At 32.2% G+C, this 26,538-nt stretch carries 25 protein-coding genes, 1 pseudogene and 1 riboswitch; of the genes and pseudogenes, 12 read left to right on the forward strand and 14 right to left on the reverse strand.

The annotated features are described in order from the left end of the window. Positions 1-258: 258 nt before the first annotated feature. Positions 259-434: riboswitch (Lysine riboswitch) on the forward strand. 81 nt (positions 435-515) lie between these two features. The 8 genes from ML436_06710 (at position 516) to lysA (ending at position 8,767) form a co-directional block, all read left to right on the forward strand. Continuing rightward, positions 516-1,721 carry an aspartate kinase gene (locus ML436_06710; protein UMT79411.1) on the forward strand — a complete coding sequence of 402 codons (1,206 nt, stop codon included), beginning with the start codon at positions 516-518 and terminating at the stop codon, positions 1,719-1,721. A 64-nt stretch (positions 1,722-1,785) separates the two neighbouring features. Next, the gene (locus ML436_06715; protein ID UMT79412.1) at positions 1,786-2,775 is read left to right on the forward strand and encodes an aspartate-semialdehyde dehydrogenase; all 990 of its coding nucleotides are present in this window, start codon (positions 1,786-1,788) and stop codon (positions 2,773-2,775) included. A gap of 1 nt (position 2,776) precedes the next feature. Then, a complete protein-coding gene (gene dapA / locus ML436_06720; protein UMT79413.1) occupies positions 2,777-3,664 on the forward strand; it encodes a 4-hydroxy-tetrahydrodipicolinate synthase in 888 nt (295 codons plus the stop codon). Continuing rightward, positions 3,661-4,383, forward strand: a complete 723-nt coding sequence (gene dapB, locus ML436_06725) for a 4-hydroxy-tetrahydrodipicolinate reductase (GenBank protein ID UMT79414.1) — start codon at positions 3,661-3,663, stop codon at positions 4,381-4,383. The genes dapA and dapB overlap by 4 nt, the downstream gene beginning before the upstream one ends. Before the next feature lie 25 nt (positions 4,384-4,408). Beyond that, positions 4,409-5,128 carry a 2,3,4,5-tetrahydropyridine-2,6-dicarboxylate N-acetyltransferase gene (gene dapD, locus ML436_06730; protein ID UMT79415.1) on the forward strand — a complete coding sequence of 240 codons (720 nt, stop codon included), beginning with the start codon at positions 4,409-4,411 and terminating at the stop codon, positions 5,126-5,128. 142 nt (positions 5,129-5,270) lie between these two features. Then, positions 5,271-6,422, forward strand: a complete 1,152-nt coding sequence (locus tag ML436_06735; protein ID UMT79416.1) for an amidohydrolase — start codon at positions 5,271-5,273, stop codon at positions 6,420-6,422. A gap of 4 nt (positions 6,423-6,426) precedes the next feature. Beyond that, entirely contained in the window at positions 6,427-7,512 is a 1,086-nt protein-coding gene (locus tag ML436_06740; protein ID UMT79417.1) for an alanine racemase, read from the forward strand. Then, positions 7,502-8,767, forward strand: coding sequence for a diaminopimelate decarboxylase (gene lysA / locus ML436_06745; GenBank protein ID UMT79418.1), 1,266 nt, complete (start codon positions 7,502-7,504; stop codon positions 8,765-8,767). The genes ML436_06740 and lysA overlap by 11 nt, the downstream gene beginning before the upstream one ends. A 78-nt stretch (positions 8,768-8,845) precedes the next feature. Here the strand turns inward: lysA and ML436_06750 are convergent, their stop codons facing one another. The 4 genes from ML436_06750 to msaA all read right to left on the reverse strand — a co-directional run bounded on the left by ML436_06750 (position 8,846) and on the right by msaA (position 10,865). Beyond that, entirely contained in the window at positions 8,846-9,463 is a 618-nt protein-coding gene (locus ML436_06750; GenBank protein ID UMT79419.1) for an FMN-binding negative transcriptional regulator, read from the reverse strand. A gap of 124 nt (positions 9,464-9,587) precedes the next feature. Next, on the reverse strand, positions 9,588-9,989 hold the full coding sequence (gene msaC / locus ML436_06755) for a sarA expression modulator MsaC (GenBank protein UMT79420.1): 402 nt from the start codon (positions 9,987-9,989) through the stop codon (positions 9,588-9,590). Positions 9,990-10,185: 196 nt separating this feature from the next. Next, entirely contained in the window at positions 10,186-10,386 is a 201-nt protein-coding gene (gene cspA, locus ML436_06760) for a cold shock protein CspA (GenBank protein UMT79421.1), read from the reverse strand. 170 nt (positions 10,387-10,556) lie between these two features. Continuing rightward, positions 10,557-10,865, reverse strand: coding sequence for a regulatory protein MsaA (gene msaA / locus ML436_06765; protein ID UMT79422.1), 309 nt, complete (start codon positions 10,863-10,865; stop codon positions 10,557-10,559). Between the two features lie 162 nt (positions 10,866-11,027). Here msaA and ML436_06770 point away from each other — a divergent pair, with 162 nt between their 5' ends. The 4 genes and pseudogenes from ML436_06770 (at position 11,028) to ML436_06785 (ending at position 13,966) form a co-directional block, all read left to right on the forward strand. Continuing rightward, positions 11,028-11,297 carry an acylphosphatase gene (locus ML436_06770; protein ID UMT79423.1) on the forward strand — a complete coding sequence of 90 codons (270 nt, stop codon included), beginning with the start codon at positions 11,028-11,030 and terminating at the stop codon, positions 11,295-11,297. 18 nt (positions 11,298-11,315) lie between these two features. Then, entirely contained in the window at positions 11,316-11,945 is a 630-nt protein-coding gene (locus ML436_06775; protein UMT79424.1) for a 5-bromo-4-chloroindolyl phosphate hydrolysis family protein, read from the forward strand. A 31-nt stretch (positions 11,946-11,976) separates the two neighbouring features. Further along, positions 11,977-13,113 carry a toxic anion resistance protein gene (locus tag ML436_06780; protein UMT79425.1) on the forward strand — a complete coding sequence of 379 codons (1,137 nt, stop codon included), beginning with the start codon at positions 11,977-11,979 and terminating at the stop codon, positions 13,111-13,113. Positions 13,114-13,516: 403 nt separating this feature from the next. Beyond that, positions 13,517-13,966 (forward strand): annotated as a pseudogene (locus ML436_06785) (transposase). On the opposite strand, the gene brnQ reads toward ML436_06785, so the two are convergent. The 10 genes from brnQ to ML436_06835 form a co-directional block, all read right to left on the reverse strand. Further along, entirely contained in the window at positions 13,907-15,250 is a 1,344-nt protein-coding gene (gene brnQ, locus ML436_06790) for a branched-chain amino acid transport system II carrier protein (protein UMT79426.1), read from the reverse strand. The pseudogene ML436_06785 and the gene brnQ sit on opposite strands and share 60 nt — an antisense overlap. A gap of 225 nt (positions 15,251-15,475) precedes the next feature. Continuing rightward, complete coding sequence (locus tag ML436_06795; GenBank protein UMT79427.1) at positions 15,476-17,362, reverse strand: hypothetical protein; 1,887 nt, start codon at positions 17,360-17,362, stop codon at positions 15,476-15,478. Positions 17,363-17,375: 13 nt separating this feature from the next. After that, positions 17,376-18,167 carry a MoxR family ATPase gene (locus ML436_06800; GenBank protein ID UMT79428.1) on the reverse strand — a complete coding sequence of 264 codons (792 nt, stop codon included), beginning with the start codon at positions 18,165-18,167 and terminating at the stop codon, positions 17,376-17,378. Positions 18,168-18,345: 178 nt separating this feature from the next. Further along, positions 18,346-18,549, reverse strand: coding sequence for a DUF6501 family protein (locus ML436_06805; protein UMT79429.1), 204 nt, complete (start codon positions 18,547-18,549; stop codon positions 18,346-18,348). A gap of 27 nt (positions 18,550-18,576) precedes the next feature. Next, positions 18,577-19,386 (reverse strand): VOC family protein, encoded by an 810-nt coding sequence (locus tag ML436_06810; protein ID UMT79430.1) that lies wholly within the window; start codon positions 19,384-19,386, stop codon positions 18,577-18,579. Positions 19,387-19,650: 264 nt separating this feature from the next. Continuing rightward, entirely contained in the window at positions 19,651-20,919 is a 1,269-nt protein-coding gene (gene sucB, locus ML436_06815) for a dihydrolipoyllysine-residue succinyltransferase (protein UMT79431.1), read from the reverse strand. Positions 20,920-20,932: 13 nt separating this feature from the next. Beyond that, positions 20,933-23,731, reverse strand: a complete 2,799-nt coding sequence (locus tag ML436_06820) for a 2-oxoglutarate dehydrogenase E1 component (GenBank protein ID UMT79432.1) — start codon at positions 23,729-23,731, stop codon at positions 20,933-20,935. 185 nt (positions 23,732-23,916) lie between these two features. Further along, complete coding sequence (gene arlS, locus ML436_06825; protein ID UMT79433.1) at positions 23,917-25,272, reverse strand: sensor histidine kinase ArlS; 1,356 nt, start codon at positions 25,270-25,272, stop codon at positions 23,917-23,919. Continuing rightward, positions 25,269-25,928, reverse strand: coding sequence for a response regulator transcription factor ArlR (gene arlR / locus ML436_06830; protein UMT79434.1), 660 nt, complete (start codon positions 25,926-25,928; stop codon positions 25,269-25,271). The genes arlS and arlR overlap by 4 nt, the downstream gene beginning before the upstream one ends. 393 nt (positions 25,929-26,321) lie before the next feature. Then, positions 26,322-26,537, reverse strand: a complete 216-nt coding sequence (locus ML436_06835) for a hypothetical protein (GenBank protein UMT79497.1) — start codon at positions 26,535-26,537, stop codon at positions 26,322-26,324. Position 26,538 lies beyond the last annotated feature (1 nt).

The raw sequence follows: 26,538 nt of genomic DNA on the forward strand, positions 1-26,538 counted from the left end.
TTTTTTATCCCCTACTTTTAATACAATTAAGATTAACTGACATTACAGTCGAAAAATATTTTGTCGTATTAGTTTGTATGTAATCGAGATGATTTAAATATTGTTAGATTGTAAATTCATATACTGAATATTTTAAAACTCTTATTGTTAACAAAACCTCTTTTTTAAGTTTAAATTTTCTGGTTATTCCAAAAAATCTAAATTATCGGTTTACATTCATATTTGTCATATGTATAATGAACACATACCAATTTAATAATATTTTGATGAGGCGCATCAATCATGAGTAAAGTTTAGATAACTGTCTGCTAACAGCTAAACTTGAAAGGGTGCGATGCCGAAGCGATTATAATAGCAGTTATAATTTGTTGGACTTTTTGGTTAAGAGCTGAGAGTTTGTCATTATTTAAAAATAATGGAGTGCATCACTTGTATATAGATTAAGAGCAAGTTCGCATTCCGAGCTTGCTCTTTTTATATTATTGTGTGCCCTTCTTATATATTAGGAGGATTATATGGTGACAAGAAGTGTGTTGAAATTTGGCGGATCATCCGTCAGTGATTTTACAAAAATAAAAAATATAGCCGAAATGTTAAAATCACGAGTAAGTCAAGACGAACAACTCATCGTCGTTGTAAGTGCTATGGGTAATACAACCGATCAATTGATGACGAATGTATCGACATTAACAAAAGCACCAAAACAGCAGGAACTTGCTCTATTACTAACAACTGGCGAGCAACAAACTGTCTCTTATTTATCGATGGTATTAAATGATATCGGTGTTAGCGCTAAAGCTATGACTGGCTATCAGGCAGGTATTAAAACTATTGGTCATCATTTGAAAAGTAAAATTGCTCAAATTAATCCTCAAACATTTGAACACGCCTTTCAGGATCACGACATTTTAGTAATTGCAGGATTTCAAGGTATCAATGAACATCAAGAATTAACGACCCTAGGTAGAGGTGGTTCAGATACTACAGCAGTGGCACTTGCAGTCAGCAATCAAATTCCATGTGAAATCTATACAGATGTCGAAGGTGTATATGCGACTGATCCTAGGTTATTACCAAAAGCTAAACGACTCGACATCGTATCATATGAAGAAATGATGGAAATGAGTGCCTTAGGTGCTGGTGTACTTGAAACTAGAAGTGTTGAATTAGCTAAAAATTATAATATCCCTATTTATTTAGGTAAAACATTATCAAATGTGAAAGGAACTTGGATTATGTCAAATGAAGAAATTTTAGAGAAAAAAGCAGTCACAGGTGTGGCATTAGATAAACATATGATGCATGTCACGATTAGCTATCCCCTGCCGGACAATAAATTACTGACACAATTATTTACAGAACTTGAAGAAGGTTCAGTTAATGTCGATATGATTTCGCAAATTGTAAATTTAGAAGGATTACAATTGTCTTTTACAATTAAGGACAGTGATTACCAACAAATTTCAATGATTCTAGAAAATTTGCAAAAGCAATTTGAAGCATTAGCTTATAAAATCAATGAGAATTATGTCAAAATTTCATTAATCGGTTCAGGAATGAGAGATATGTCAGGTGTTGCATCACAGGCATTTTTAACATTGATTGAAAATAACATACCATTTTACCAAACAACAACCTCAGAAATTAGTATTTCATATGTTATCGATGATTTTAATGGTCAATTAGCAGTAGAAAAACTATATGACGCATTTAATATTTAATGGTAGAATTATTATTAAAAATATTCTAAAAATTGGAAATTATTACAAAATGGAGTGACTAGATATGACAAAATTAGCAGTAGTTGGTGCGACAGGATTAGTAGGTACAAAAATGTTAGAAACTTTAAATCGTAAAAATATTCCTTTTGATGAATTAGTATTATTTTCATCAGCACGTTCTGCAGGGCAAGAAGTTGAATTTCAAGGGAAAACATATGAAGTACAAGAGTTAACTGATGATCGTGCAAGTGAACATTTCGATTATGTTTTAATGAGTGCTGGAGGCGGAACAAGTGAACACTTCGCCCCACTATTCGAAAAAGCTGGAGCAATCGTTATTGATAATTCGAGTCAGTGGCGTATGGCAGAAGATATTGATTTAATTGTACCAGAGGTTAATGAACCAACATTTACGAGAGGTATTATAGCAAATCCAAACTGTTCAACAATACAATCTGTTGTTCCATTAAAAGTATTACAAGATGCGTATGGTTTAAAACGAGTTGCTTATACAACGTATCAAGCAGTTTCAGGATCAGGAATGAAAGGTAAAAAAGATTTAGCTGAAGGCGTAAATGGTAAAGCTCCTGAAGCATATCCACACCCAATTTATAATAACGTATTACCTCATATTGATGTGTTCTTAGAAAATGGGTATACAAAAGAAGAACAAAAAATGATCGATGAGACTAGAAAGATTTTAAATGAACCAGATTTAAAAGTAACTGCAACATGTGCACGTGTTCCTGTTCAAGATAGTCATAGTGTTGAAATCGATGTAACACTTGATAAAGAAACAACAGCAGAAGAAATTAAAGCATTATTTGATCAAGATTCACGTGTTGTATTAGTAGATAATCCAGAAAATAATGAGTATCCAATGGCAATTAATTCTACAAATAAAGATGAAGTATTTGTTGGCCGTATTCGTCGAGATGATTCATTAGATAACACATTCCATGTATGGTGTACATCAGACAATTTATTAAAAGGTGCTGCATTAAATGCCGTACAAGTCTTGGAACAAGTCATGCGTTTAAAAGGAGCGAATTAAAATGACACATTTATTTGAGGGTGTTGGCGTTGCACTTACAACCCCTTTTACAAATAACGAAGTTAACCTTGAAGCTTTAAAAGCACATGTTAATTTTTTACTAGAAAATGATACACAAGCAATCATTGTTAATGGTACCACTGCCGAGAGCCCTACACTAACGACTGAAGAAAAAGAGTTAATATTAAAAACAGTCATTGATTTAGTAGACAAACGAATCCCTGTCATAGCAGGAACAGGTACAAATGATACCCAAAAATCTATACAGGCATCACTACAAGCAAAAGCATTAGGTGCTGATGCAATCATGTTAATTACGCCCTACTACAATAAAACAAATCAACGTGGTTTAATTAAACATTTTGAAACCATCGCAAATGCAGTAGAATTACCAGTCGTGTTATACAATGTACCATCAAGAACGAATATGACAATCGACCCAGAAACTGTAGAAACATTAAGTCATCATCCATATATTGTAGCTTTAAAAGATGCTACGAATGATTTTGAGTATTTAGAAGAAGTGAAAAAACGAATCAATACAAATTCATTTGCATTATACAGCGGTAATGATGACAATGTAGTCGAATATTATCAACGTGGCGGTAATGGGGTTATTTCTGTCATTGCAAATGTTATACCTAAAGAATTTCAAGCGTTATACGATGCTCAACAAAGTGGATTAGATATTCAGGATCAATTTAAACCAATTGGTAATTTATTATCAGCCCTATCAGTTGATATTAATCCAATTCCAATCAAGGCATTAACGAGTTATTTAGGATTTGGCGACTATGAATTACGATTGCCATTAATCACGTTAGAAGAAGCTAATTCTAAGGTGCTTCGCAATGCATACGACAAATATAAAGCGGGTGAAAACGAGTGAAAATATTACTAATTGGCTATGGTGCAATGAATCAACGTGTTGCTAGACTGGCAGAAGAAAAAGGTCATGAAATCGTTGGTGTTATTGAACCTACACCTAAAGAAAAAACTCCATATAAGCAATATCAACATATTGCGGATGTAAAGGATGCAGATGTTGCAATAGACTTTTCAAATCCAAATCTTTTATTCCCTTTATTAGATGAAGAGTTTCATTTGCCATTAGTTGTGGCAACAACTGGTGAGAAAGAAAAACTACTTAATAAGTTAGACGCATTGAGTCAAAATATGCCTGTATTTTTCAGCGCGAACATGAGTTATGGCGTTCATGCACTGACTAAAATTTTAGCAGCTGCTGTTCCCTTACTTGATGATTTCGACATCGAATTGACTGAGGCACATCATAATAAAAAAGTAGATGCTCCGAGTGGTACACTGGAAAAGTTGTATGACGTAATTGCGTCTTTAAAAGAAAATGCAACACCTGTATACGATAGACATGAATTAAATGAAAAACGCCAACCACAAGATATTGGTATTCACTCGATTCGTGGTGGCACGATTGTAGGCGAACATGAAGTATTATTTGCAGGCACTGATGAAACTATTCAAATTACACATCGTGCACAGTCAAAAGATATTTTTGCAAATGGTGCAATTCAAGCAGCAGAACGTTTAATCAATAAACCAAACGGCTTTTATACGTTTGATAATCTATAAACATATTAAAGGAGAATTATTATTTATGGTACAACATTTAACAGCAGAAGAAATTATTCAATATATAAGTGACGCGAAAAAATCTACACCGTTAAAAATATATGTAAACGGTGACTTTGACGGCATCACATATCCAAAAAGTTTCAAAGTGTTCGGTTCAGAACAATCTAAAGTTATCTTTTGTGAAGCAGATGATTGGAAACCTTTTTACGAAACATATGGTAGTCAATTCGAAGATATAGAAATTGAAATGGATCGTCGCAATTCTGCCATTCCATTAAAAGACTTAACAAATACTAATGCACGTATTGAACCAGGTGCATTTATTAGAGAACAAGCTATTATTGAAGATGGTGCCGTCGTTATGATGGGCGCAACAATTAATATTGGTGCTGTCGTTGGCGAAGGAACAATGATTGATATGAATGCTACATTAGGTGGACGTGCAACGACTGGTAAAAATGTACATGTTGGCGCTGGCGCAGTATTGGCTGGTGTAATTGAGCCCCCTAGTGCTTCACCTGTCGTGATTGAAGATGACGTATTGATTGGAGCAAATGCAGTTATTTTAGAAGGTGTACGTGTTGGTAAAGGCGCAATCGTTGCAGCAGGTGCTATTGTTACGCAAGATGTACCAGCCGGTGCAGTTGTCGCTGGTACGCCTGCAAAAGTGATTAAACAAGCTTCTGAAGTACAAGATACTAAAAAAGAAATTGTAGCAGCATTAAGAAAATTAAATGACTAGTTACGTCAACGTATAATAATTCTAAGGTTGAGATACGGTTATGTCTCAACCTTATTGTTTATATTTTCATATATTAAAAAGTAAAGTTTTTAAAATGAGTTACACTATAAGTAAAGTAATTTAACATAAAGGATTGATAATTATGAATGAATTAGAATTTGTTACGAAGCATCGTCGTCATTTACATCAACATCCTGAACTTAGCTTACATGAATTTGAAACAACTGCTTACATCAAAGCATTTTTAGATAGTTTAAATATTCAATACGACTGCCCTTTAGAAACAGGAGTCATTGCTTATTTAAAAGGTAATGGCCCCCATACTATAGCATACAGAGCTGATATTGATGCGTTACCTATTTTAGAAGAAAATGATGTACCTTATCGTAGTCAAAATGATCATGTGATGCATGCGTGTGGTCATGATGGACATACAACTGCATTAATGCTATTTGTACAACGATGTAAAGAGATGCAAGATGCTGGACAATTACCGCAAAATGTCGTTTTCATTTTCCAACCTGCAGAAGAAACAGGTGGTGGTGCAAATCGGTTAATTCAGGCAGATGCCTTTGAAAAATATCCAATTGAAGCGGTATTTGGTATACACGTTAACCCATTTGCTGATGAAGGAATTGCAGTAATTAGGGACGAAGAAATTACTGCTAGTGCAACAGAATATCGCTTTTTCTTAAAAGGATTATCAAGTCATGTGGCTGATAAAGAACAAGGTCATTCATGTGGCGAAGCATTACAGCATGTTCTGACTCAAATTTCACAGATTCAACAATTTCATCTAAACGGTTTGAAACGAAATATAGTTCATATTGGTCACTTTGAAGCTGGTGAAGCGATTAATACGGTTCCAAGTAATGGTTATTTAGAAGGAACTATTCGTACATATGATATTGATGATTTAACTATTGTTAAAAATCAAATGCTAAAAATAGCTGAAAGTGTAAAACTATTGTTCAATGTTAATTGTGAAGTTAAATTCGCAGAAGGATATCCTCCTACAATCAATAGTCCAAAGCTACGTGCTCAAGTAGAACAAGCATTAGTTCAAGCTAAGTTAGATGTTTATGATAAACCGACACCATTTTTATTCGGTGAAGATTTTAGCTTCTATGGACAAAAACTTGCACCGGCTTATTTTGTATTTATTGGTACACGTAATGAAGATAAAGACTTTGTTACCGGTTTACACACGTCACATTTAAATTTCGATGAAAAAGTGTTAATTGATGTGGCCAATTATTATGAAAATTTATTAATAAATTACAAAGAGGTGTAGTACATTGACAGCAACATGGTCTGTAAATACGAAGACATTTTTACAAAATGCAATAGCAGTTAAAAACAATCAACCAATAATGGCAGTTGTTAAAAATAATGCATATCACTATGACCTAGAATTTGCTGTATCCCAATTTATCCATGCAGGTATTGATACGTTTAGTACTACGTCATTACGTGAAGCGATTAGAGTTAGACAACTTGCACCTCATGCAACGATATTCTTAATGAATGCAGTATATGATTTTGATTTAGTCCGTGAGCATGACATCCATATGACTTTGCCTTCTTTGACATTTTACTATGAACATAAAGAAGACTTGGCTGGTATTCATGTTCACTTAGAGTTTGAAAATTTATTACATCGTTCTGGATTGAAGAATTTAAGTGAAATAAAAGAAGTATTGAAAGATCATCAACTTAATCAAAATGCCAAAATGATAATTAGTGGTTTGTGGACTCACTTTGGTTACGCTGACGAGTTTGATGTGTCTGATTATACTATCGAGCGTGAGCAATGGATGAATATTGTTGAGACACTTTTATTTGAAGGTTATCAATTTGATCTAATACATGCACAAAATAGCGCAAGTTTTTATCGTGAAGGACAAGAATTACTCCCCCACCATACACACGCACGCGTAGGTATTGCACTTTACGGTTCAAGACCTTACAGTTCATTACAACAGAAAGAGATAGTTCAATCTTTAACTGTAAAAGCAAATGTGATTCAAATACGAGAAGTCCAATCTGGTGACTATTGTGGTTACAGCTTTGCTTTTGAAGCTACGAAAGATCATACAAAATTAGCTGTTGTTGATATTGGTTATGGTGATGGGATTTTAAGAACGCGTTCTAAACATGAAGCACTTATCAATGGCAAACGATACCCAATACGTGCATTAATGATGAGTCATATGTTTGTTGAAGTTGATGACAATGTACATGCACAAGATGAAGTTATTCTTTATAATAATGATATACGCATTGATGAATACACTTTTAAAGGTGTAGGTGCAAATTCAGAACAATTAAGTGCAATGAATCACGATTCTTTAAAAAAGGAGTACATTTCAAATGACTGTTAAATATAATCAAAACGGTGAATTAACAATGGACGGCATAAGTTTAAAAACCATTGCGCAAAGCTTCGGTACCCCTACCATTGTTTATGACGAATTACAAATTAGAGAACAAATGCGTCGTTATCATCGCGCATTTAAAGAAAGTGGCTTAAAATATAATATCTCATATGCTTCAAAAGCATTTACTTGCCTTCAAATGGTCAAACTTGTAGCTGAAGAAGATTTACAACTAGATGTTGTTTCCGAAGGCGAATTATACACGGCATTAGAAGCAGGCTTCGAACCAAGTCGTATTCATTTTCACGGTAACAATAAAACAAAACATGAAATTAGATATGCTTTAGAAAATAAAATCGGATATTTTGTGATTGATTCTTTAGAAGAAATTGATTTAATTGATCGATATGCCAATGATACGGTTCAAGTAGTTATACGTGTGAACCCAGGGGTTGAAGCACATACACATGAATTTATACAAACTGGACAAGAAGATAGTAAATTTGGATTATCAATTCAATATGGCTTAGCCAAAACAGCAATTGAAAAAGTCCTACAATCCAAACATTTAAAATTAAAAGGTGTTCATTGTCATATTGGTTCACAAATTGAAGGAACAGAGGCATTTATCGAAACTGCTAAAATCGTATTGCATTGGTTAAAAGAACAAAACATTCAAGTCGATTTATTGAATCTTGGTGGCGGCTTTGGTATTAAATATGTCGAAGGTGATGAAAGTTTCCCTATCGAAAAAGGAATTAAGGAAATTACAGATGCAATAAAATCTGAAGTACAGCTTCTTGGTATCGAAACGCCAGAATTAGGTATTGAACCAGGTCGTTCAATTGTTGGTGAAGCCGGTGTTACTTTATATGAAGTTGGAACAATTAAGGAAATTCCTGGGGTTAATAAATACGTTTCAATTGATGGTGGTATGAGTGACCATATCAGAACTGCACTTTATGATGCGAAGTATCAGGCATTATTAGTTAACAGAAATGAAGATTCAGATGATACGGTTACTATTGCAGGAAAATTATGTGAATCTGGAGATATCATTATTAAAGATGCTAAATTACCGTCATCAGTAAAACGTGGTGATTACCTTGCGATCCTTTCAACAGGTGCATATCATTACTCTATGTCATCAAATTACAATCAAATGCAGAAGCCATCCGTTTTCTTCTTGAAAGACGGTAAGGCACGTGAAGTCGTAAAACGTCAGTCGTTAAGACAACTTATCATTAACGATACGAAATAATCTATAAAATAAATCCCCTAACCTCAGAAAAAACTGTGACTTGGGGATTTGTTTAGTTATTATTAAATGATTGTTGAATTATAAATAAGGATGAATTTCTTTCATTACGTCAGCTACAGCATTGCTACTTAAATTATGCTCACTTTCGAGTTTTTTAATAATATTGTTGTAATCTTGTTCATTTCGATTTTGACTCATTTTGTATGCAGCCTCTATCTTTTTTATTTTAACTTTAAATCCAACGATTGTCTTAGCCTGCATTTGCGTACTTTCTGCAAGATTATCCCACAAAACTGGATTTTCACGATTTTGTTCATACTTTACTAGTAACATTTTCAAATCATCAATCGTTTCTTGTTCGTTCAATAAAGTTGCTTCCCCATACAAATGAATTGCCTGATAGTTCCAAGTTGGTACATTTTCCTTTTCATACCATGATGATGAAACATAAGCATGTGCGCCTTGATATATAATCAACAAATTGCCGTTCCCGTTTAAAGTCTTCCATTGCGGATTTCCTTTGGCAATATGTCCACTAATATAATAATCATCACCATTTTTCTGAAAAATTAATGGTAAATGAGTAGCTAATGGCTTGCCGTGATCCTCAGTTACAATCATTCCAAAAGAGTTACTTTGTATAAATTGTTCAATTTCTTTAAAATCATCTACTTGAAAGAACTTGGGTATATACATCTAATCCCCCCTCTGTTATGACCTTGATTATACAGTGAAAATTTAATATTAAACAATCATGTGATATAAGAATTCAGCAATAACTTGTATTTCAACCAATTTTAAAGTCGTATTATATTCATGATTAAGCTTTTCCCTTAACTTGCTTCTTTAAATAATATAAGATGATAAAAATAAGCAATAAATATAACGTAAAGAAAACTATTTCATCAAAACCAAAATCTTTACTTGTTATTAAAATATCGATATCCTCTAAATCCATCATTTCAGTTTTAATGTAACTATTAAATCTTGGTAAATCCATTAAATGAACATTGTAAATATAATAATAAAAGTCAATAAATAAAATGTTAAAGAATATGTATGTCTTATCTAGCTTAGTTTTAAAAAACAAAATACCTGATATTGTCATTGGGATTACCAGTATAAGCATCATTGCTGCTAAAATATTAATATTTAATCCTATCGCCGATAAAATGCCGAATATCAACAAATTAGCAACTAAACTAAGAATAAGATATTTCATAAAATCACCTCATCGTTGTACACCATAATTATATTATATAAACATATTTTTCTATTGCAAACAATGTTAATGACGTAAAAAAAGAGTGCTCAATTTGATATTGGCACTCAAAACATTAAGTATTAGTAATAAGCATATAAAAACACCTTACATCTTGGTAAGGTGTTAGTTAAAATCAATGATTATAATCTAAGAATTATAGTTTAACAACGTTTGCAGCTTGAGGACCGCGGTCGCCTTCAACTACTTCAAACTCAACAGCTTGACCTTCTTCTAAAGATTTGTAACCATCTTGGTTAATTGCTGAAAAATGTACGAATACGTCATTTTCTCCTTCAACTTCGATAAAGCCGAATCCTTTTTCAGCGTTAAACCATTTAACTGTACCTTGTTTCATAATCTGAAACCTCCAAGACTAAAATTCATTCAATATGCTTATTCGCATATTACAAAAAATACATGCAAATTTCACTCAAATATTCTTTGCAATATGGAATAATCATCTGCTTAACTTGTATTATAGTGCAGTTATTACCAAATTGCAATACAATAATAAAAAATATTCATTTAATCAATTATTGGTAGTTTATAATATACTTCATTATTTTGTAAAACAATGAAACTATAAAATATTTGTAAATCCTCTTCACAATCTTCGCAATAGTTCATATCACAATTATTATAAAATGCATAGATATTATATTTTCCTGTGACATAATTATCGAATTTAACTTTGCAATGATTAATTAATTGTTGATAGTGTGCAAGCATGTCATCAAAAGTTTGATATTCATACTGTTCAACAATGTTATCTGGCCAGTCACTGAATAACCACCATCCCTCATAATCGGCTCTAATTTTGGTAACTGTCCACATTATTAAAGACCCCTTCCATACTTCAAGAACTATATACTTATTTTTAAACCTTTCGCCTCTGAAAATCAAGTTTGACGACTCGAAACAATCATTAATAGTACTATAGTAATTATTAGTTTTTTTAAGTAAAACTACGTATAATAACAATATGAGGTGGTAAATATGAAACATGTACTTTTGCAAGTATTTGGGCGCGTCCAAGGCGTCGGATTTAGATATTTTACTCAGCGTATTGCAATGAAATATAACATAGTCGGAACTGTTCAAAATGTTGATGATTATGTAGAGATATATGCACAAGGGGATGAAGAAGATATAGATAGATTTATTCAAAGTGTAATTGATGGTGCCTCACCAGCATCTGATGTGACAAGCCATCATGTAGAAGAATTAGAACTTAATCAAACATTATCAGATTTTAGAACAATATAAAATGCTAAATAAAGGAAGATGACAGTGAGATATAATATTTCGCATATTTTTGGGGTGTTAGTGGGAATTCCTATAGCGTTTTTAGCAAGCATATTGGGGATGATTGCGCTCGATGTGTCATTTTTAATAGACATGTCAATTGGTGCTATTGGCTTTATAATGACATACCTACCGATACAAAAATTCACTTCACGTAAATATTTAAACGAAATTGGTTTGACTAGAAAAGATTATCGCTATATTCGAAATCAGTTAAACCACACACACCAGAAGCTTAGAGGAATTTTAAAAACTTATGTAAATATAAGATCAATTAAAGATTTTAGACAAATTAATGATATATACCAAATTTCACGTTCTATTTATACAACAGTTAGACAAAGACCTGCATCATTTTATAAAGTTGAAGGCTTTTTTTATTCTCATATTGATAACGCACTTAATTTAGTTGACGCGTATACTCGTCTTGCTAAAATGCCTAAAAAATCAATCAATGAACAACAAAAATTAGAACAGACACGAATTACTTTGGATGAAGTTAAACGAACACTTATCGCTGATTTAAAACGTCTTAATGAAGATGATTATGAACGTTTAGATATTGAAATGCAATTAAACAAGTTACATCAAAAGCATCATCAAGATTGATGTAAAATAGCAACTATTGGAGAGATGATTGATGACTGAAAAGAAAAGTTTCAAAGAAAGCCATCCACTCGATGATTTTATAAATGAAAAGCAAATAACAAATTCGACCATTCAGAATCAAAAGATAACATTAGAGCAACAAAAGCATATAGATTCAATTAGTAAACAAATAAATCCTCAAGACAATGAAGGCTTATTGTCATTTGGTTCTGATTTACAAAAGCAAATGTCTCAATTTTCACATCAAATGTTGGATGAAGTACAAAGTAAAGATGTAGGTCCAATTGGGGATACTCTATCAGACCTCATGTCAAAATTAAAATCAGTTAATCCAAATGAGTTAAATCCAGAGAAAACTTCTCTGTTTAAAAAAATCTTTAGCAGAGCCAAGTCTTCTATCAACGAAATTTTTTCAAGAATGCAATCTGTCAGTGCTCAAGTGGATCGTATAACAATCCAACTTCAGAAACATCAAAGTCATTTAACAAGAGATATTGAGTTATTAGACACATTATATGATAAAAACAAGAATTATTTTGATGATCTATCCTTGCATATTATTGCAGCACAACAGAAAAAATTACAATTGGAAACTGAAACCCTTCCAAAATTGCAAGAGCAAGCGCATCAGTCAACTAACCAAATGGATATTCAACAAGTTGCAGATATGCAGCAATTTATAGACAGACTAGATAAACGAATTTACGATTTACAACTTTCAAGACAAATCGCGTTGCAGACTGCGCCACAAATTAGAATGATTCAAAATGTTAACCAAGCACTTGCCGAAAAAATTCAAAGCTCTATTTTAACAAGTATTCCTTTATGGAAAAACCAAATGGCCATTGCGTTAACACTTATGAGACAACGAAATGCAGTTGCAGCACAACGAGCTGTTACAGATACAACAAATGACTTATTAACAGCCAATGCTGAAATGCTTAAACAAAATGCCATAGAAACAGCAACGGAAAATGAGCGTGGCATCGTTGATCTTGATACGTTAAAACGTACACAGAGCAATATTATTGAGACAATTGAAGAAACTCTAGTAATTCAACAAAAAGGTCGCGAAGAACGACAATTAGCTGAAAAAGAATTACAACAATTAGAAGAAGATTTAAAATCACATTTAGTAAATATTAAAGGACCGAATCATAATTCATAGATTATGCATAATTAACAAATAAAAAGGAAGAGCTTGGGACATAAATCCCTAAAAAAACAGCAGTAAGATAACTTCCAATTAGAAAATATCTTACTGCTGTTCTATATTTATACAATACTTCGTATTGAATGGCTTCGCTATGCCCGTCTGGCACATTATTGTAAAATTCTATAAATAGAATTTTTGATGACGGGTCCCTTCCTAGGGTGCCGTCTCAGCCAACCCAACCGGCACATTGTTGTAAGCTGACTATATGTCAGCTTCTGTGTTGGGGGCCCCTGTCTTCGACTGGCACTGCTCCCTCAGGAGTCTCGCCATTAATACTACGTATTAACAAGTAATTTTACTTTTAAATACTTTAAAAAATAAGACACTTTGCCCAACTTGCACATAAATATAAAATTCAATGAGGCAACAATGCATGAAGTCAAATTCGAAATCCAATAAGAAAATCATGAAGAATTATAATTGAGAATACTTTAAAGCCCAAATTAATCAAAAGCTTTCTGAACCAGAAGCGAAAAAAATCTATAGTCAAAGAAAAATTGATGTAGAGCCTGTTTTTGGATTTATGAAGGCTATTTTGGGTTTCACTCGAATGTCAGTTCGATAAATAAATAAAGTTAAACGAGAGCTAGGTTTTGTATTAATGGCACTTAATATAAGGAAAATAGTAGCTCAACGAGCTGTATATTATCAAATACATTTGAAAAAAGCTGATTTCTATTAAATAATTAATAGAAATCAGCTTTTTTACATTGCCTAAGAACTTAATGTCCCAAGCTCTTTTATACTATTCTTGTTGATATTTAATCGGGTTTTGTTTTACAAATATCCCAATAATGTAGCCTAAAACCGTGGCTATGATTGCTATCGGAAACCATTCTAATGAATATGACCTAAGTGGCAACGCCTCAATAAAATTAATTTTCATCCAACCGAATTTACTAATAACACTAAAAATTGACATTATAAAAACGATTGCAACCGGTATTTGTTGTGAAATGCGCTTTGTTGGTATAAATTTCGCAATTAAAATTAATAATACCACTGTTATCGCAACAGGATAGACGATGCTTAAAACCGGAATTGACATTGATATGACAGCATTCAAACCTTGATTTGCAATGATAAAGCTCATTAAAATAAATATTATAACAAATGCTTTATACGATACTTTTGGAATAATTCTATGGAAATATTCTGAAACTGCAACAATAAGACCACATGCTGTCGTAAGACATGCTAATGCTACAATTATACCTAATAAATATTTACCAAAGGATCCAAAGCCAGTTGCGGCCATAGTCGTTAATAAGTAAGTTCCAATGTTACGATCTTTCGAATTTAATTCCTGTAATGTCGCATCATTTACAGGCATATGATTGCCTATAAAACCTAATGAAATATAGATGAAAATCAATGCCACGGCTGCTATTAATCCAGCAATTAATGTTTGCTTGAATATTTGGTTCGTTTTAGTAATACCTGTTAGTTTTACTGCATTAACAACAATCATTGAAAATGCGATTGCAGCTATGGCATCCATCGTTAAATAACCTTGCGTAAAACCTTCAGCAAAACTTGAAAAATTAGAATGATATAGTGCTTCATTCCCCTTTCCAGCATTATTACCACTAAAGTCTACGAAGCCTTTTATAATCATCGCTAAAATAGTAATTAATAATAGTGGTGTTAGTAGCGAACCAATACGATCGATTAACTTTGATGGATTTAAACAAATATACAATACTACTAAAAAATAGATAATAGTAAAAATAAATAAAGCAATACTACTGTTACTATGTATAATTGGTGTAATAGTCATTTCAAATGAAGTTGATGCAGTTCTCGGTATTGCAAAAAGTGGACCTATAGTCAAATATATAATAACTAAGAACAATATTGAAAATTTAGGCGATATTTTATTTAACGCTCCAATATAACCTTCTTTATCAAGTGAGCCTACAATCACTCCTAATAATGGTAAGCCAATTCCGGTTAAAACAAATGCTAAAATAGCAGGCCAAAAGAATTTACCACTATCTAGTCCGAGATTAGGTGGGAAAATCAGATTGCCTGCGCCAAAAAACATAGCGAAAAGCGTAAACCCAATGACCCATGTATTTTTATTCATAGAGTTACTCCTTTTTTTGAAAACACGAAATAATTTACAAGTAAATATTTTAGCACAAAAAATAATAAAGAGTCTATATGAAAAGTGTTGTACATATCAGAAATAAAACAAATTTAATATTTAAATCAGATTATGATTCAAAAAATAGAAATCTCCAATAAGATTTAAGCTATTTATTAAAGGTAACTATTTTACTTTTCATACAAACTCAGGTTTTAAGTATATTTATAATGATTTAAGAAGTAATTTTTTAAGTAATGGCGATAAATGACCAGGCAAATGAGCGACACCTTCAACAAATATGGCATATTGCCCATAAATATTATGAATAGTTTGCTCAACATCTTCAGTAATTGGATCTTGACTTAAAAATACATTAAATACTTCAATACCAAATTTACGTGACATTTCTACTGCTTCATACGTATCAATAATACCATCTTGACTATAATTAAATGCTGACGGTTCACCATCTGAAAAGACGATCAAAAATCGTTGATGATGGTTACGACGCATTAATCTTTCGCTAGCAATTCGAATCGCAACACCGTCTCGGTTGTCATCTTGAGGTTCTAATGCCATAATACGCGGCCCATCTTTTTCAAAGGTTGAATAATTATAATTAATGATTTCATTTATTATGTTTGGTTGAACATGATCGTCTGAATCAAATGCATCTTCACTGAATGATAAAATTTCATGTTTAATATTTAAATCTTTCAGTGTTTCGTGAAATAACACAACACCTTTCATCGTTTCAGCCATCTTGTCATGCATACTAGCCGAAGCATCAATAAGTAAAGTGAATGTCGCATCAAATGATTTACTTAAATCTTGTTGTTTATAGAACAATTTAAATTGATCGTCGATGAACCAATTAATTAAATCTTTTTGTAAACGCCCTTTAGTTAAATTATAACGAGCATCACGTTGCTCTCTTTCGATTGTTTTCTTAATGATTTGAATTAAATCTTTGATTTCGTATTGAACATCATGCTTTAATTCTTGATATTCTAGAACATATTGAGGTTCAATTTCAGGAATTTGCCATTTGATTTTTACATTTTTGTTAACTCCATCAAGTTGAAATGCTTGGCTTTGACCTACAGCATCGCCTTCTTCTCGGTTAAGCGTATCGTTTGATCCTTTACCTTTTTTAGTCATCATATCCGTCATGTCATCAGTAGCGTCGCCTTCTCTTGCTTCATCATTACCGAGTGTTTCACTATTTTGCCCTTCATGAAGCTCCATTTCTAAATAAGCGCCACCTTTAGACTCACTGTCAGCGGACTTCGAATCAGCTTTTTCGCTTTCAATGTCCTCGTCTTTTGAAGTTTGATCCTGACCATCTACTTGGCTTGCATCTGTTCTCTTCAAATCTTCAAAATCTTCAACAGCTAATGTTTCATATAATGTTTTTGGTAAGTAATAATATTCGTTCAACATATCTTCTTTTAAGATTTCATCTACTTGATACATGATACGCTGAGCTAGATACATATTATCTTCAGAGCTTTGATTTTGGAAAAAGTTAGGCAAATACAAAAACATATTCATTAAGATGTCATCTAAGTCTCGATGTATCGAAGGTATATCAAAGAAATTCTGACTTAAAAATGCATGTTCTAAATAAAGAAATAATAAATCTGTATATTGTGTTTTAGTACGATAAACTTTAATTTGAGATTCTGTATAAGCTATGCGAGTAGCTAAACGAAGATCAATAGATTTAGCAGTACTTGGACGTTGTTCTTTTATTGCATTAAATACACGCATATCTTCTAATAATTTAAAAAGTTGTTGATAAAATTTAGGATGTCTAAATGTTTCATCATTTGCTACTTCATTAACTATTGAAACATCCATCATTTGATACCCATAAGCTGCTAACATCACATCCGTTTTTAAGCCAGCCATTTCAATATGGCTTGAACGATGTGACCAAAACCAACTTGTAATTAACACATTTTGAATTGGATTATAATAAGGGAACTTTTGAATTTTAACTTGTGTTTGTTCATTTTTTAATAAGAGTCGCGCTAAGTCTTGCAACATCATAACTTGTTTCGCGTCTAACTGTTCGTCGTTAAATTTTATGAAACGATCACTCATATTTTATCCCTCTTTAAAAATTTAATTCTACAGCGTTGTAAATTGCTTGTTGTTCACGTTCATCTTCTAATTTATCTATAATTGTACGTTTTATTGCTCGTTCAACTGGCATAACAGTCATTAAGTCGCATAAATCTAATAATGCACGTATACTTGCGGCTTCCTCAGAAATTTGTCCTTGCTTAGACATTGTACGTAAATCTTCATTAAATTTAATAATTTGTTCAATTTGTTTATCATCTTGCAACAAACTTTGTTCTTTTATCACATTTTTCAAAATCTCTCCGTCAATATAGTCAACGTGAATAACGACGAATCGATTTTTTAGGGCTTCATTCATAGGTAAAGTTCCAACATATCCCTCATTGATTGCTGCTATAACATTAAACCCTGGTACAGCTTTAATGACTTCACCAGTATAAGGATTTGTAATTTGTCGACGGTAGTCTAGCACACCATTCAATACAGGTAATGTTTCTGGTTTTGCCATGTTGATTTCATCTATATATAAAATATGCCCTTCTTTCATCGCTTTGATAACTGGGCCATCAACAAAGACAATTTCTTGTTGACCTTGAGAATTTGTTTTTATTGTTTTAAAACCTAATAAACTTTCTGTATCTAAATCTACAGAACAGTTGACTTGATGCATCGGTGTATTAACAACTTCACTTAATGTTTCTGCCAACTTTGTTTTCCCAGAACCAGTTGGACCTTTAAGCAAAATATTTTTATTTAAATCAAATAATGCTTTCGCATCATTAAAAACAGTTGAATCTGAATTCTTATAGTGTTTAAGTGACATTTTTAAAACATTCTCCTTTAAATAAAGTAAAAAACTAAGACACAGAAAATGTATCCAAATGCCTTAGTTTACTATTCTATTCTGATATAAAATACAATTCATGCAATTTGAATTGATTATATTTTAACAAATTTAACCGTTGAAAATCTCATATTAGGATTTATTTCAGTAGTTACCCTTATACTTCTTTGAAATATGTTTTATAATAGCCCCCAACTAATCCTGAATTATCGATAATTTGATAATATTCTTCAGTTTCATTGATAACATCATACTGTTTACCTACAGTTAACATATCAGATACTGTAAATTTCTTTGCATCTGTATTTATAACTTCAACTTTCTTAATAGGTGTATGATCTTTCCAAGTTTCATGTAACATATAATTCTTCCTCACTATCGTAAATAATTATTTTTGTAAAGTGAATATAAAAGATAATCCACTATTTTCGGTAATTCTAATTGATTCTATGTCATCTTGTTCAAGTGTTTGGTATGGAATTTCGACTTCATCTAAACGCAATTTCGCTTGGTTAAAGTAATCTTGATCTTTCGTTTCGAATTCAACTTGATCAACTGCGCCATATTCTGGCATCTCAATTTCATTATCAGTAGGCATTAAATGAATCTCGCCACCTAATCCACCTTCACCAATTTTAAAAACTTGAACATGGTAATCAGCATCATCGAATGGTTGATATTCTGCAAATACTTCAAGACCGAATATATTCGTTAAAATTTGTGCTGTAATATCCACATGATTTACTTTAAGAATAACCGGACCTAAACCCTGTACTTGATGTAACGGATTGACCGTACTTTCGAAAGAAGGCATACCTAAACCAACGCCATAATTATTCTCGTTTGAATATATTGAGAAAATATGACCATTGTTATCTTCGAGACTGAAATATTTATTGCCATTTAATTCTTTAACTGTTGTAAATGGAATATCCTTACTCGATAATATTTCCGCATACTCCTCTAAACCTGAGTCACTTGGTGTGCGTAACCCGATACCAACAAAATGCGTATCAGATAATTGTTCACTTGGAACTTGTATAAATTGAAGTCTTGTTCCTGGACTAATATCAGCATCGCCAAAGCGAATTGAATTCTCAAGAAGTTCTTCATAATTTAATCCTAATATGTCAACCATAAAATGTTTAGTTTGATCTATGTTCGTTGTACCTAATGTAATGCTTCTAAGTCCACACATTATAGCCACCTCTATCTTTATCTTTACGAATATATTATAACTTATTTTAATCATAAATTATAGAATATCGGTCAGTTGATTTTGATTATAGATTAATATGTGAAAATTGTATTTCTCTTTAAGAACAAATTTGTGTTCATAGTTGACATAATATTATTATAGTTAAAATGATTAAGCCAATCATCCAATATGTAGTTTTAATAAAATAAAAGAACATAACGACTTGTGAAAAATTGCCGCTATGTTCTTTTAAATATTATGATTTTATGATTCTAATAATAAGTCTTCTGGATTTTCAATCAATTCTTTAATTGTTTTTAAGAAACCAACTGCTTCTTTACCGTCAATAATTCTATGATCATAGCTTAATGCGATATACATCATTGGACGATTTTCAATTGTATCTTGATCAATCGCAATTGGTCTTGTAATGATTGAGTGCATACCTAAAATTGCAGCTTGATTTCCGTTGATAATTGGCGTACTCATCATTGAACCGAAAATACCACCATTAGTAATTGTAAATGAACCATTTACCATATCATCTAAGCCAAGCTTTTTCTCTCTTGCTTTCACTGCTAAATTCGCAATTTCTGCTTCAATTTCAGCAAAATTCTTTTTATCGCAGTCTCTAACAAATGGTACTAATAATCCATCATCTGTAGATACGGCTACGCCAATGTCGTAATACTGCTTTGTAATCATATCTTCGCCATCAATTTCTGCATTAACTTCTGGATACTTTTTCAAAGCTGCAACAGATGCTTTAGTAAAGAATGACATAAATCCTAATTTAGTGCCATCATGATCTTTCATAAACTGTTCTTTCTTACGTTTACGTAATTCCATTACATTAGTCATATCAACTTCGTTAAATGTCGTTAACATTGCTGTATTATTAGATACCTCCAATAATTTTTTAGCAGCTGTTTTCTTTCTACGTGACATTTTTTCGCGAATAACTGGTTTTGTTGGATATTGATTGAATTTCTTCTCTTCTTTAGCAGGTGCTTTTTGTGAAGACGGTTCTGGTTCCTGTTGCTTCTTATCAATATCTTCTTTTCTAAGCACATCATTTGTTTTCGGACTTACTTCAGCTAAATTCACACCATTTTCACGCGCATATCGACGAGCAGAAGGCGTAGCGTTAACACGTTGTTGATTTTCATTTCCATCAGATGTTTTTGATTCTATTGAATCATCGCCCGTAACTTTTTCATCTTGATTATTTACTGTTGCTTCTTTTTGTTGTGGAGTTTTATCTTTGTCTGTCTCTGATTCATTGGAAGCATTTCCACTGCCTTCGCCAATGACAGCAATTGCTTGCCCAACTTCTACTGTGTCGCCTTCACTTGCAAGTTGTTCGGATAATACACCTGCTTCTTCTGATACTACTTCGACATTTACTTTATCAGTTTCTAATTCAAGAATAGCTTCACCTTTTTCTACGCTATCCCCAACGTTTTTTAACCATTCTGCAATGGTACCTTCTGTAATAGATTCTGCTAATTCTGGAACTTTAACCTCTGGCATGACTTATTTCCCCCTAGTTATTTTTTAATGCGTTTTCTATAATTTTACTTTGAACAAGTTTATGAATCTCGCCGTCACCTTCAGCTGGTGCCGCTCTTTGAATTCTGCCATGGTAACTTAAATCATATTTATCTGATACAAGTACTTTAACATATGGATAAACATACAACCATGCACCTTGATTTTTAGGTTCTTCTTGAACCCAAGATACTTCTTCAAGATTTGGTAATTGTTCTAATAATTCTCTAATTTCTTCTTCTGGGAACGGATATAGTCTTTCAATTGCTACTAATAAAACCGTTTCATCAGGATTTTTAGCTAAAGATTCTTTTAAATCAATAAACATTTTTCCAGTTGCCAATATTACTTTTGTAACTTTATCAGCTTGATGAGGTTCCGTTAAAATCGGCTTAAATCCACCTGATGTAAATTCATCAATTGGTTTTGCGACTGTCTTATTTCTTAATAAGCTTTTAGGTGACATGACAACTAATGGTCTCATTTGTTCTGACCCAAGACTAGCCGCTTGCGCACGTAATAAATGGAAATAGTTACTTGAACTTGATAAGTTTACGACTGTACAATTATTCTCAGCTGCTAACTGTAAAAATCTTTCAAGTCGTGCTGATGAATGTTCAGGTCCTTGTCCTTCGTAAGCATGTGGCAAGAATAATGTTAAACCAGATCGTTCACCCCATTTGGAACGTGAACTGAATAAGAAGTTGTCAAAGATCATCTGTGACATATTAGCAAAGTCACCATATTGTGCTTCCCAAATGTTAAAACTTTCTTTATTTTCTACGTTATATCCATATTCAAAACCTACGACAGCAGCTTCTGATAATGGTGAATTATGAATATCAAAAGTCGCTTTTTGATCTGGTACATGGTGTAAAGGTGTATACGTATCACCTGTTTGTTCATCATGTAATACAGCATGTCTGTGGCTAAATGTACCACGTTCACTATCTTGACCAGTTAAACGAATTGGTGTTCCGTCTTGTAAAATCGTAGCAAACGCAAGTTGCTCTGCTTGTGCCCAATCAACAAGACCACCTTCTTTGTTAAAAGGCTCATGACGTTTTTCAAGAACTTTATTTAATTTCTTAAGAATGTTAAATCCTTCAGGATATGTTAACAAAGCATCATTAATTTCTTTCAAATGCTCAAACGTAAATGATTGCTTATCAGCTTGTAAAGGTAAAGCAAGATCAGACGGTTTCTCCATATCTGGATTATCCATTTTATCAGCTTTATTAATCTTATCATGCGCTTGTCTTAATTCCTTTTGTACTTGATCAATAAATGCATGCATTTCATCTTCTGAAATCACACCTTCATTAACAAGCTTTTTACCAAACACATATTCTACAGAATCATGTTTGCGAATATTCTGATAAGGAACAGGATTCGTAATTGAAGGTTCATCCATTTCGTTATGACCATAACGACGGTAACCTACTAAATCAATCACTACATCTTTATGGAACTCTTTTCTAAATTCCATAGCAATGTCAATAGCTTCAATTGTAGCTTCTACATCATCAGCATTGACGTGGAAAATAGGTACATCATAACCTTTAGCCACATCAGTAGAATACGTTGTTGAACGTGCATCAATTGGTTCAGTTGTAAAACCAATTCTATTGTTCGTAATGATATGCAATGAACCGCCCGTTGAATAACCTTTCAAGTTACCTAAGTTCATTGTCTCAAAGTTAATACCTTGTCCTGGATACGCGGCATCACCATGAATGATGATTGGCATCGCTTTATGATGATCAGTAGTCGGTGCACCAGCACGGTGTGTATCATCTTGAGCTGCTCTTGTTCGACCTTCTACGACCGGTGCAACAATTTCCAAGTGGCTTGGATTGTTAGCAAGTGCGATTCGTTGAGTTGTACCATAAGAGTCAGTTGTCTTTATACCACCTAAATGATACTTTACATCTCCAGTCCAACCAGCAGTTAATTGCAAACTACCATCCTCAGGTAAAAATTTCATTGGATCTGTATGCATAAATTCTGAAATCATCATTTCGTAAGGCTTTTCTAGAACATGCGTTAAGACATTTAAACGTCCACGGTGAGCCATGCCTATTTGTATATTTTTAATACCTTCTTTAGCAGCAATCGTGATTGTTCGTTGTAACATTGGAACAAGCGCGTCTACCCCTTCAATTGAAAAGCGCTTTGCACCAACGAAATTTTTATGAAGATATTTTTCAAAACCTTCAACATATGCTAGTTTTTTAAAAAGTGCCCTTTTTTCGTTATTATTTAACGTTACTTTATATGGCGTTTCAATTCTTCGTTTTAACCAACCACGTTCAGTATTATTATTAATATGTGTATATTCAAATGCGATTGGTCCTTTGTAACGTTTTTCCATTCTTAAAATTGCTTCATAAGCATTATCATAAATGTCGGCAAAGTGATCTGAAACAATTCCTGCTGAAATACCTTCTAAAGTCTGTTGATCTAAATCAAAATCTTCAATTTCTAATTTAGGTACATGTTTCCTTTTCGGAGGATTTACAGGATAAATATCGGCTTTAAGATGCCCATATTGGCGAATATTATCAATCAAACGCATAACACGTTTAATGGTTCCATCACTATTTTGACTACTTGTACCTTTCAAAGCAGGTACAATTGTGTCATCATTTTTAATTGTACTGAATAAGACTTGCAAATCTTCCGGCACCGATGATGGATCTTGTAAAAAGTCATCATATAGATCTAACATGAGACCTAAATTTGCGCCGAAGTTTACAGGAGCCTCTGAAACTTCTTTTCTTTCGTTAGTCATTTTACACCCTCCACAAAAATGTTGAAACGCTTACAATGTAATAATATCACTATTTAGTTATTTGTTAAAGTAGATTTACCTATTTATCCATGAAAAAGAAGAATCAACAAAAGCGTTGATTCTTCTAGGGTTATAGATGTATTTATTGATAAAGTTTGTGATGTTTTTCTCAATGGAACAGTCGTTTAAAATATTATCTTAAATGTTGTTCCTTTATTGATTTCACTTTTAATTTTTATAGTACCACCATTTAACTGTATGATTTTTTGCGCAATTGATAAACCTAATCCATTACCACCTTGACTTCTAGACCTAGACTTATCAACACGATAAAAACGATCAAAAATGAAATCTTGATCTTCTTTAGGAATACCAATACCATGATCCGTTATTTCGATAATCTTCTGCTTATTCTTTAATCTTGTTTTTACTTTGATTTTTTTGTTTTTAACGTCATATTTAATGGCATTATCAATAAATATTAAAAATAATTGTTCAAATTGATGAGGTTTCATTTTAATTTCAAGGTTTTTAGAAGTAAGATCTGTTTCAAACTGATAATCTGGATGTAATTGTTTCAAAGAATGAATTCTTGAGCGAATTTCATCATTAATATGCACTACTTGCGTTTCTGATGAAATATCATTCACATCACCTTTTGTGAGTTCAAGCAATTCTTCTACCAATTTGATAATACGATTCATTTCTTCAATTGAAATATTTAAAGATTCCTCTAATACTGCTGGGTCTTTTTTGCCCCAACGTTGGATTAAGTTTAAATGTCCTTGAATGATTTGAAGTGGTGTTCTTAATTCATGAGATGCATCTTCAACAAATTGACGTTGTTGATTAAAGGATTCTTCAATTTGACTCATCATTTCGTTAAATGTGTTTGCTAAATTATCAATTTCCTCATAATTTGTGTTTAATTGCAACTTATTTTGAAAACCATCGCGTCTAATCTCAATCATTTTATTGGATAAGCTCACAAGTGGTTTAGTGATTTGCGTTGAAAAAACGTAACTAATTGTCGCTGTAATAATTGTTGCAATGACCCCGAATGCTAGTGCAATAATATATAATGATTTAACAATATTATCGTAATTTTCAAGGGAGTGAATTAATAAACTGTAACCCTTAAAATCTTGAGTCGTAATAGGCTCTTTAATTATCAAATAATCTATACCTTTATAACGCTTTTTAATTACACGATCAAAATATCTATGTTCATAGCCTGGTTCCACTCGTACTGTATTATCATTTGAAGTTTCAAATAGTTTATTATTGTGTTCATCATATATTATAATTTCTTGAAAATTACCTAATGAAGCGTTCAAATCTAATGCAGAAATATCTTTAACAGGCTTAGAATGAAAAAGATTGTTGATATCGCTTGAACTTCGCTCTGCATCATCAAGTTCACTATTATGTAATGTATCTTTCAAGAAAAATATTATAATCAAACAGAATAAGAAAATGGTAACGAAAGTAATCATCGTTGTGACAATAATCCAGTTATTGCGCAATTTTCGTTTTGTCATCGTATCACATACCCTACGCCACGTACGGTTTCAATCATTTTATCGCGATCATATGGCTTTAATTTATTACGTAAATATCTAATATAAACATCTACTACATTTGTTTCAACTTCACTGTTATAACCCCAAACATGATTTAAAATTTGTTCTCGTTGCATAACATGATTTTTATTTTCAGCAAGTAAATATAATAAATCATACTCCGTTTTGGTTAAATCAATTTCAGCACCATTTACAGTAACTTTAAAAGCATTTTTATCTATAGTTATACCATTAACATCAATTATATCTTTTTGTGGTTGTCGACGTAATATAGCGCGAACTCTAGCTAAAAGTTCTTCTATGTCAAAAGGTTTAACAATATAGTCATCTGCCCCATAATCAAGACCGGCTACTTTGTCATAAGTATCACTTTTAGCTGTAATAATTATGATTGGTGTAGATTGATGTTGTCTTATTTTCCGACAAATTTCTAAACCATTAATCGACGGTAGCATTAAATCTAAAATAATTAAATCATAGTAATGACTAAGCGCCTTATCTAAACCGTCTTGTCCATCATATTCAGTATCAACATTGTAATTTTCGTGTGTGAGTTCTAATTCGATAAATCTTGCTAAATTCTGTTCATCTTCTACTATTAAAATTTGCGTCATTTGTACACCTCATATTACGACTTTTTCTAATAAGGTAATATATATTAAATTTTGTATTTTTCCATACAATAGTTGTTTTACAAATTAGTTTGTTTACATTTAAATTTTATCACAAATCAATAACCGTGTTTCGAATTTTTCAGAGTTAAATCATTAATTATTTATTAACTTAGCTACTAAGCATTGACATTTTAATACATTTTTATATTTCAAGGTTAACCCTATCATAAAATGATTATTTTTAATAAAAGAAGTTGCTGACTCACTAGTAAATATAGTGCGACAGTTATAAAAATGCGTTGTAAAAATAATTTCGAAGCTACAACATTAATATTTCTATTTTCACATAATATGGATTACTTAAACATAATCAGATCTATAAGTGAGTAATCATCAGTTTAATTCTTTAAATTTAAAAATGATGTAAATTATTTTTCTAATTTCATTAGAAAGTGGAAATCCAAAATTATTTTCAAATTTTTTATACTTTAAAATTGCATGATATCGGACTTTATTTGCATTTGATAAAAAATTTCTCAAAAAAGTTTTAGTTTCTAATTGACAATGATTCTCACTGATGTATAATAGTAGTTGAAAATGATTATCAATA

It is taken from the genome of Staphylococcus roterodami (assembly GCA_022493055.1).
GTDB classification, from domain to species: Bacteria; Bacillota; Bacilli; order Staphylococcales; family Staphylococcaceae; genus Staphylococcus; species Staphylococcus singaporensis.

Coding starts and splice junctions, on each gene's coding strand:
- ML436_06710 (UMT79411.1), top strand. CDS start 516: ATGGTGACAAGAAGTGTGTTGAAATTTGGCGGATCATCCGTCAGTGAT.
- ML436_06715 (UMT79412.1), top strand. CDS start 1,786: ATGACAAAATTAGCAGTAGTTGGTGCGACAGGATTAGTAGGTACAAAA.
- dapA (UMT79413.1), top strand. CDS start 2,777: ATGACACATTTATTTGAGGGTGTTGGCGTTGCACTTACAACCCCTTTT.
- dapD (UMT79415.1), top strand. CDS start 4,409: ATGGTACAACATTTAACAGCAGAAGAAATTATTCAATATATAAGTGAC.
- ML436_06735 (UMT79416.1), top strand. CDS start 5,271: ATGAATGAATTAGAATTTGTTACGAAGCATCGTCGTCATTTACATCAA.
- lysA (UMT79418.1), top strand. CDS start 7,502: ATGACTGTTAAATATAATCAAAACGGTGAATTAACAATGGACGGCATA.
- ML436_06750 (UMT79419.1), bottom strand. CDS start 9,463: ATGTATATACCCAAGTTCTTTCAAGTAGATGATTTTAAAGAAATTGAA.
- msaC (UMT79420.1), bottom strand. CDS start 9,989: ATGAAATATCTTATTCTTAGTTTAGTTGCTAATTTGTTGATATTCGGC.
- cspA (UMT79421.1), bottom strand. CDS start 10,386: ATGAAACAAGGTACAGTTAAATGGTTTAACGCTGAAAAAGGATTCGGC.
- msaA (UMT79422.1), bottom strand. CDS start 10,865: ATGTGGACAGTTACCAAAATTAGAGCCGATTATGAGGGATGGTGGTTA.
- ML436_06770 (UMT79423.1), top strand. CDS start 11,028: ATGAAACATGTACTTTTGCAAGTATTTGGGCGCGTCCAAGGCGTCGGA.
- ML436_06775 (UMT79424.1), top strand. CDS start 11,316: ATGACAGTGAGATATAATATTTCGCATATTTTTGGGGTGTTAGTGGGA.
- ML436_06780 (UMT79425.1), top strand. CDS start 11,977: ATGACTGAAAAGAAAAGTTTCAAAGAAAGCCATCCACTCGATGATTTT.
- brnQ (UMT79426.1), bottom strand. CDS start 15,250: ATGAATAAAAATACATGGGTCATTGGGTTTACGCTTTTCGCTATGTTT.
- ML436_06795 (UMT79427.1), bottom strand. CDS start 17,362: ATGAGTGATCGTTTCATAAAATTTAACGACGAACAGTTAGACGCGAAA.
- ML436_06800 (UMT79428.1), bottom strand. CDS start 18,167: ATGTCACTTAAACACTATAAGAATTCAGATTCAACTGTTTTTAATGAT.
- ML436_06805 (UMT79429.1), bottom strand. CDS start 18,549: ATGTTACATGAAACTTGGAAAGATCATACACCTATTAAGAAAGTTGAA.
- ML436_06810 (UMT79430.1), bottom strand. CDS start 19,386: ATGTGTGGACTTAGAAGCATTACATTAGGTACAACGAACATAGATCAA.
- sucB (UMT79431.1), bottom strand. CDS start 20,919: ATGCCAGAGGTTAAAGTTCCAGAATTAGCAGAATCTATTACAGAAGGT.
- ML436_06820 (UMT79432.1), bottom strand. CDS start 23,731: ATGACTAACGAAAGAAAAGAAGTTTCAGAGGCTCCTGTAAACTTCGGC.
- arlS (UMT79433.1), bottom strand. CDS start 25,272: ATGACAAAACGAAAATTGCGCAATAACTGGATTATTGTCACAACGATG.
- arlR (UMT79434.1), bottom strand. CDS start 25,928: ATGACGCAAATTTTAATAGTAGAAGATGAACAGAATTTAGCAAGATTT.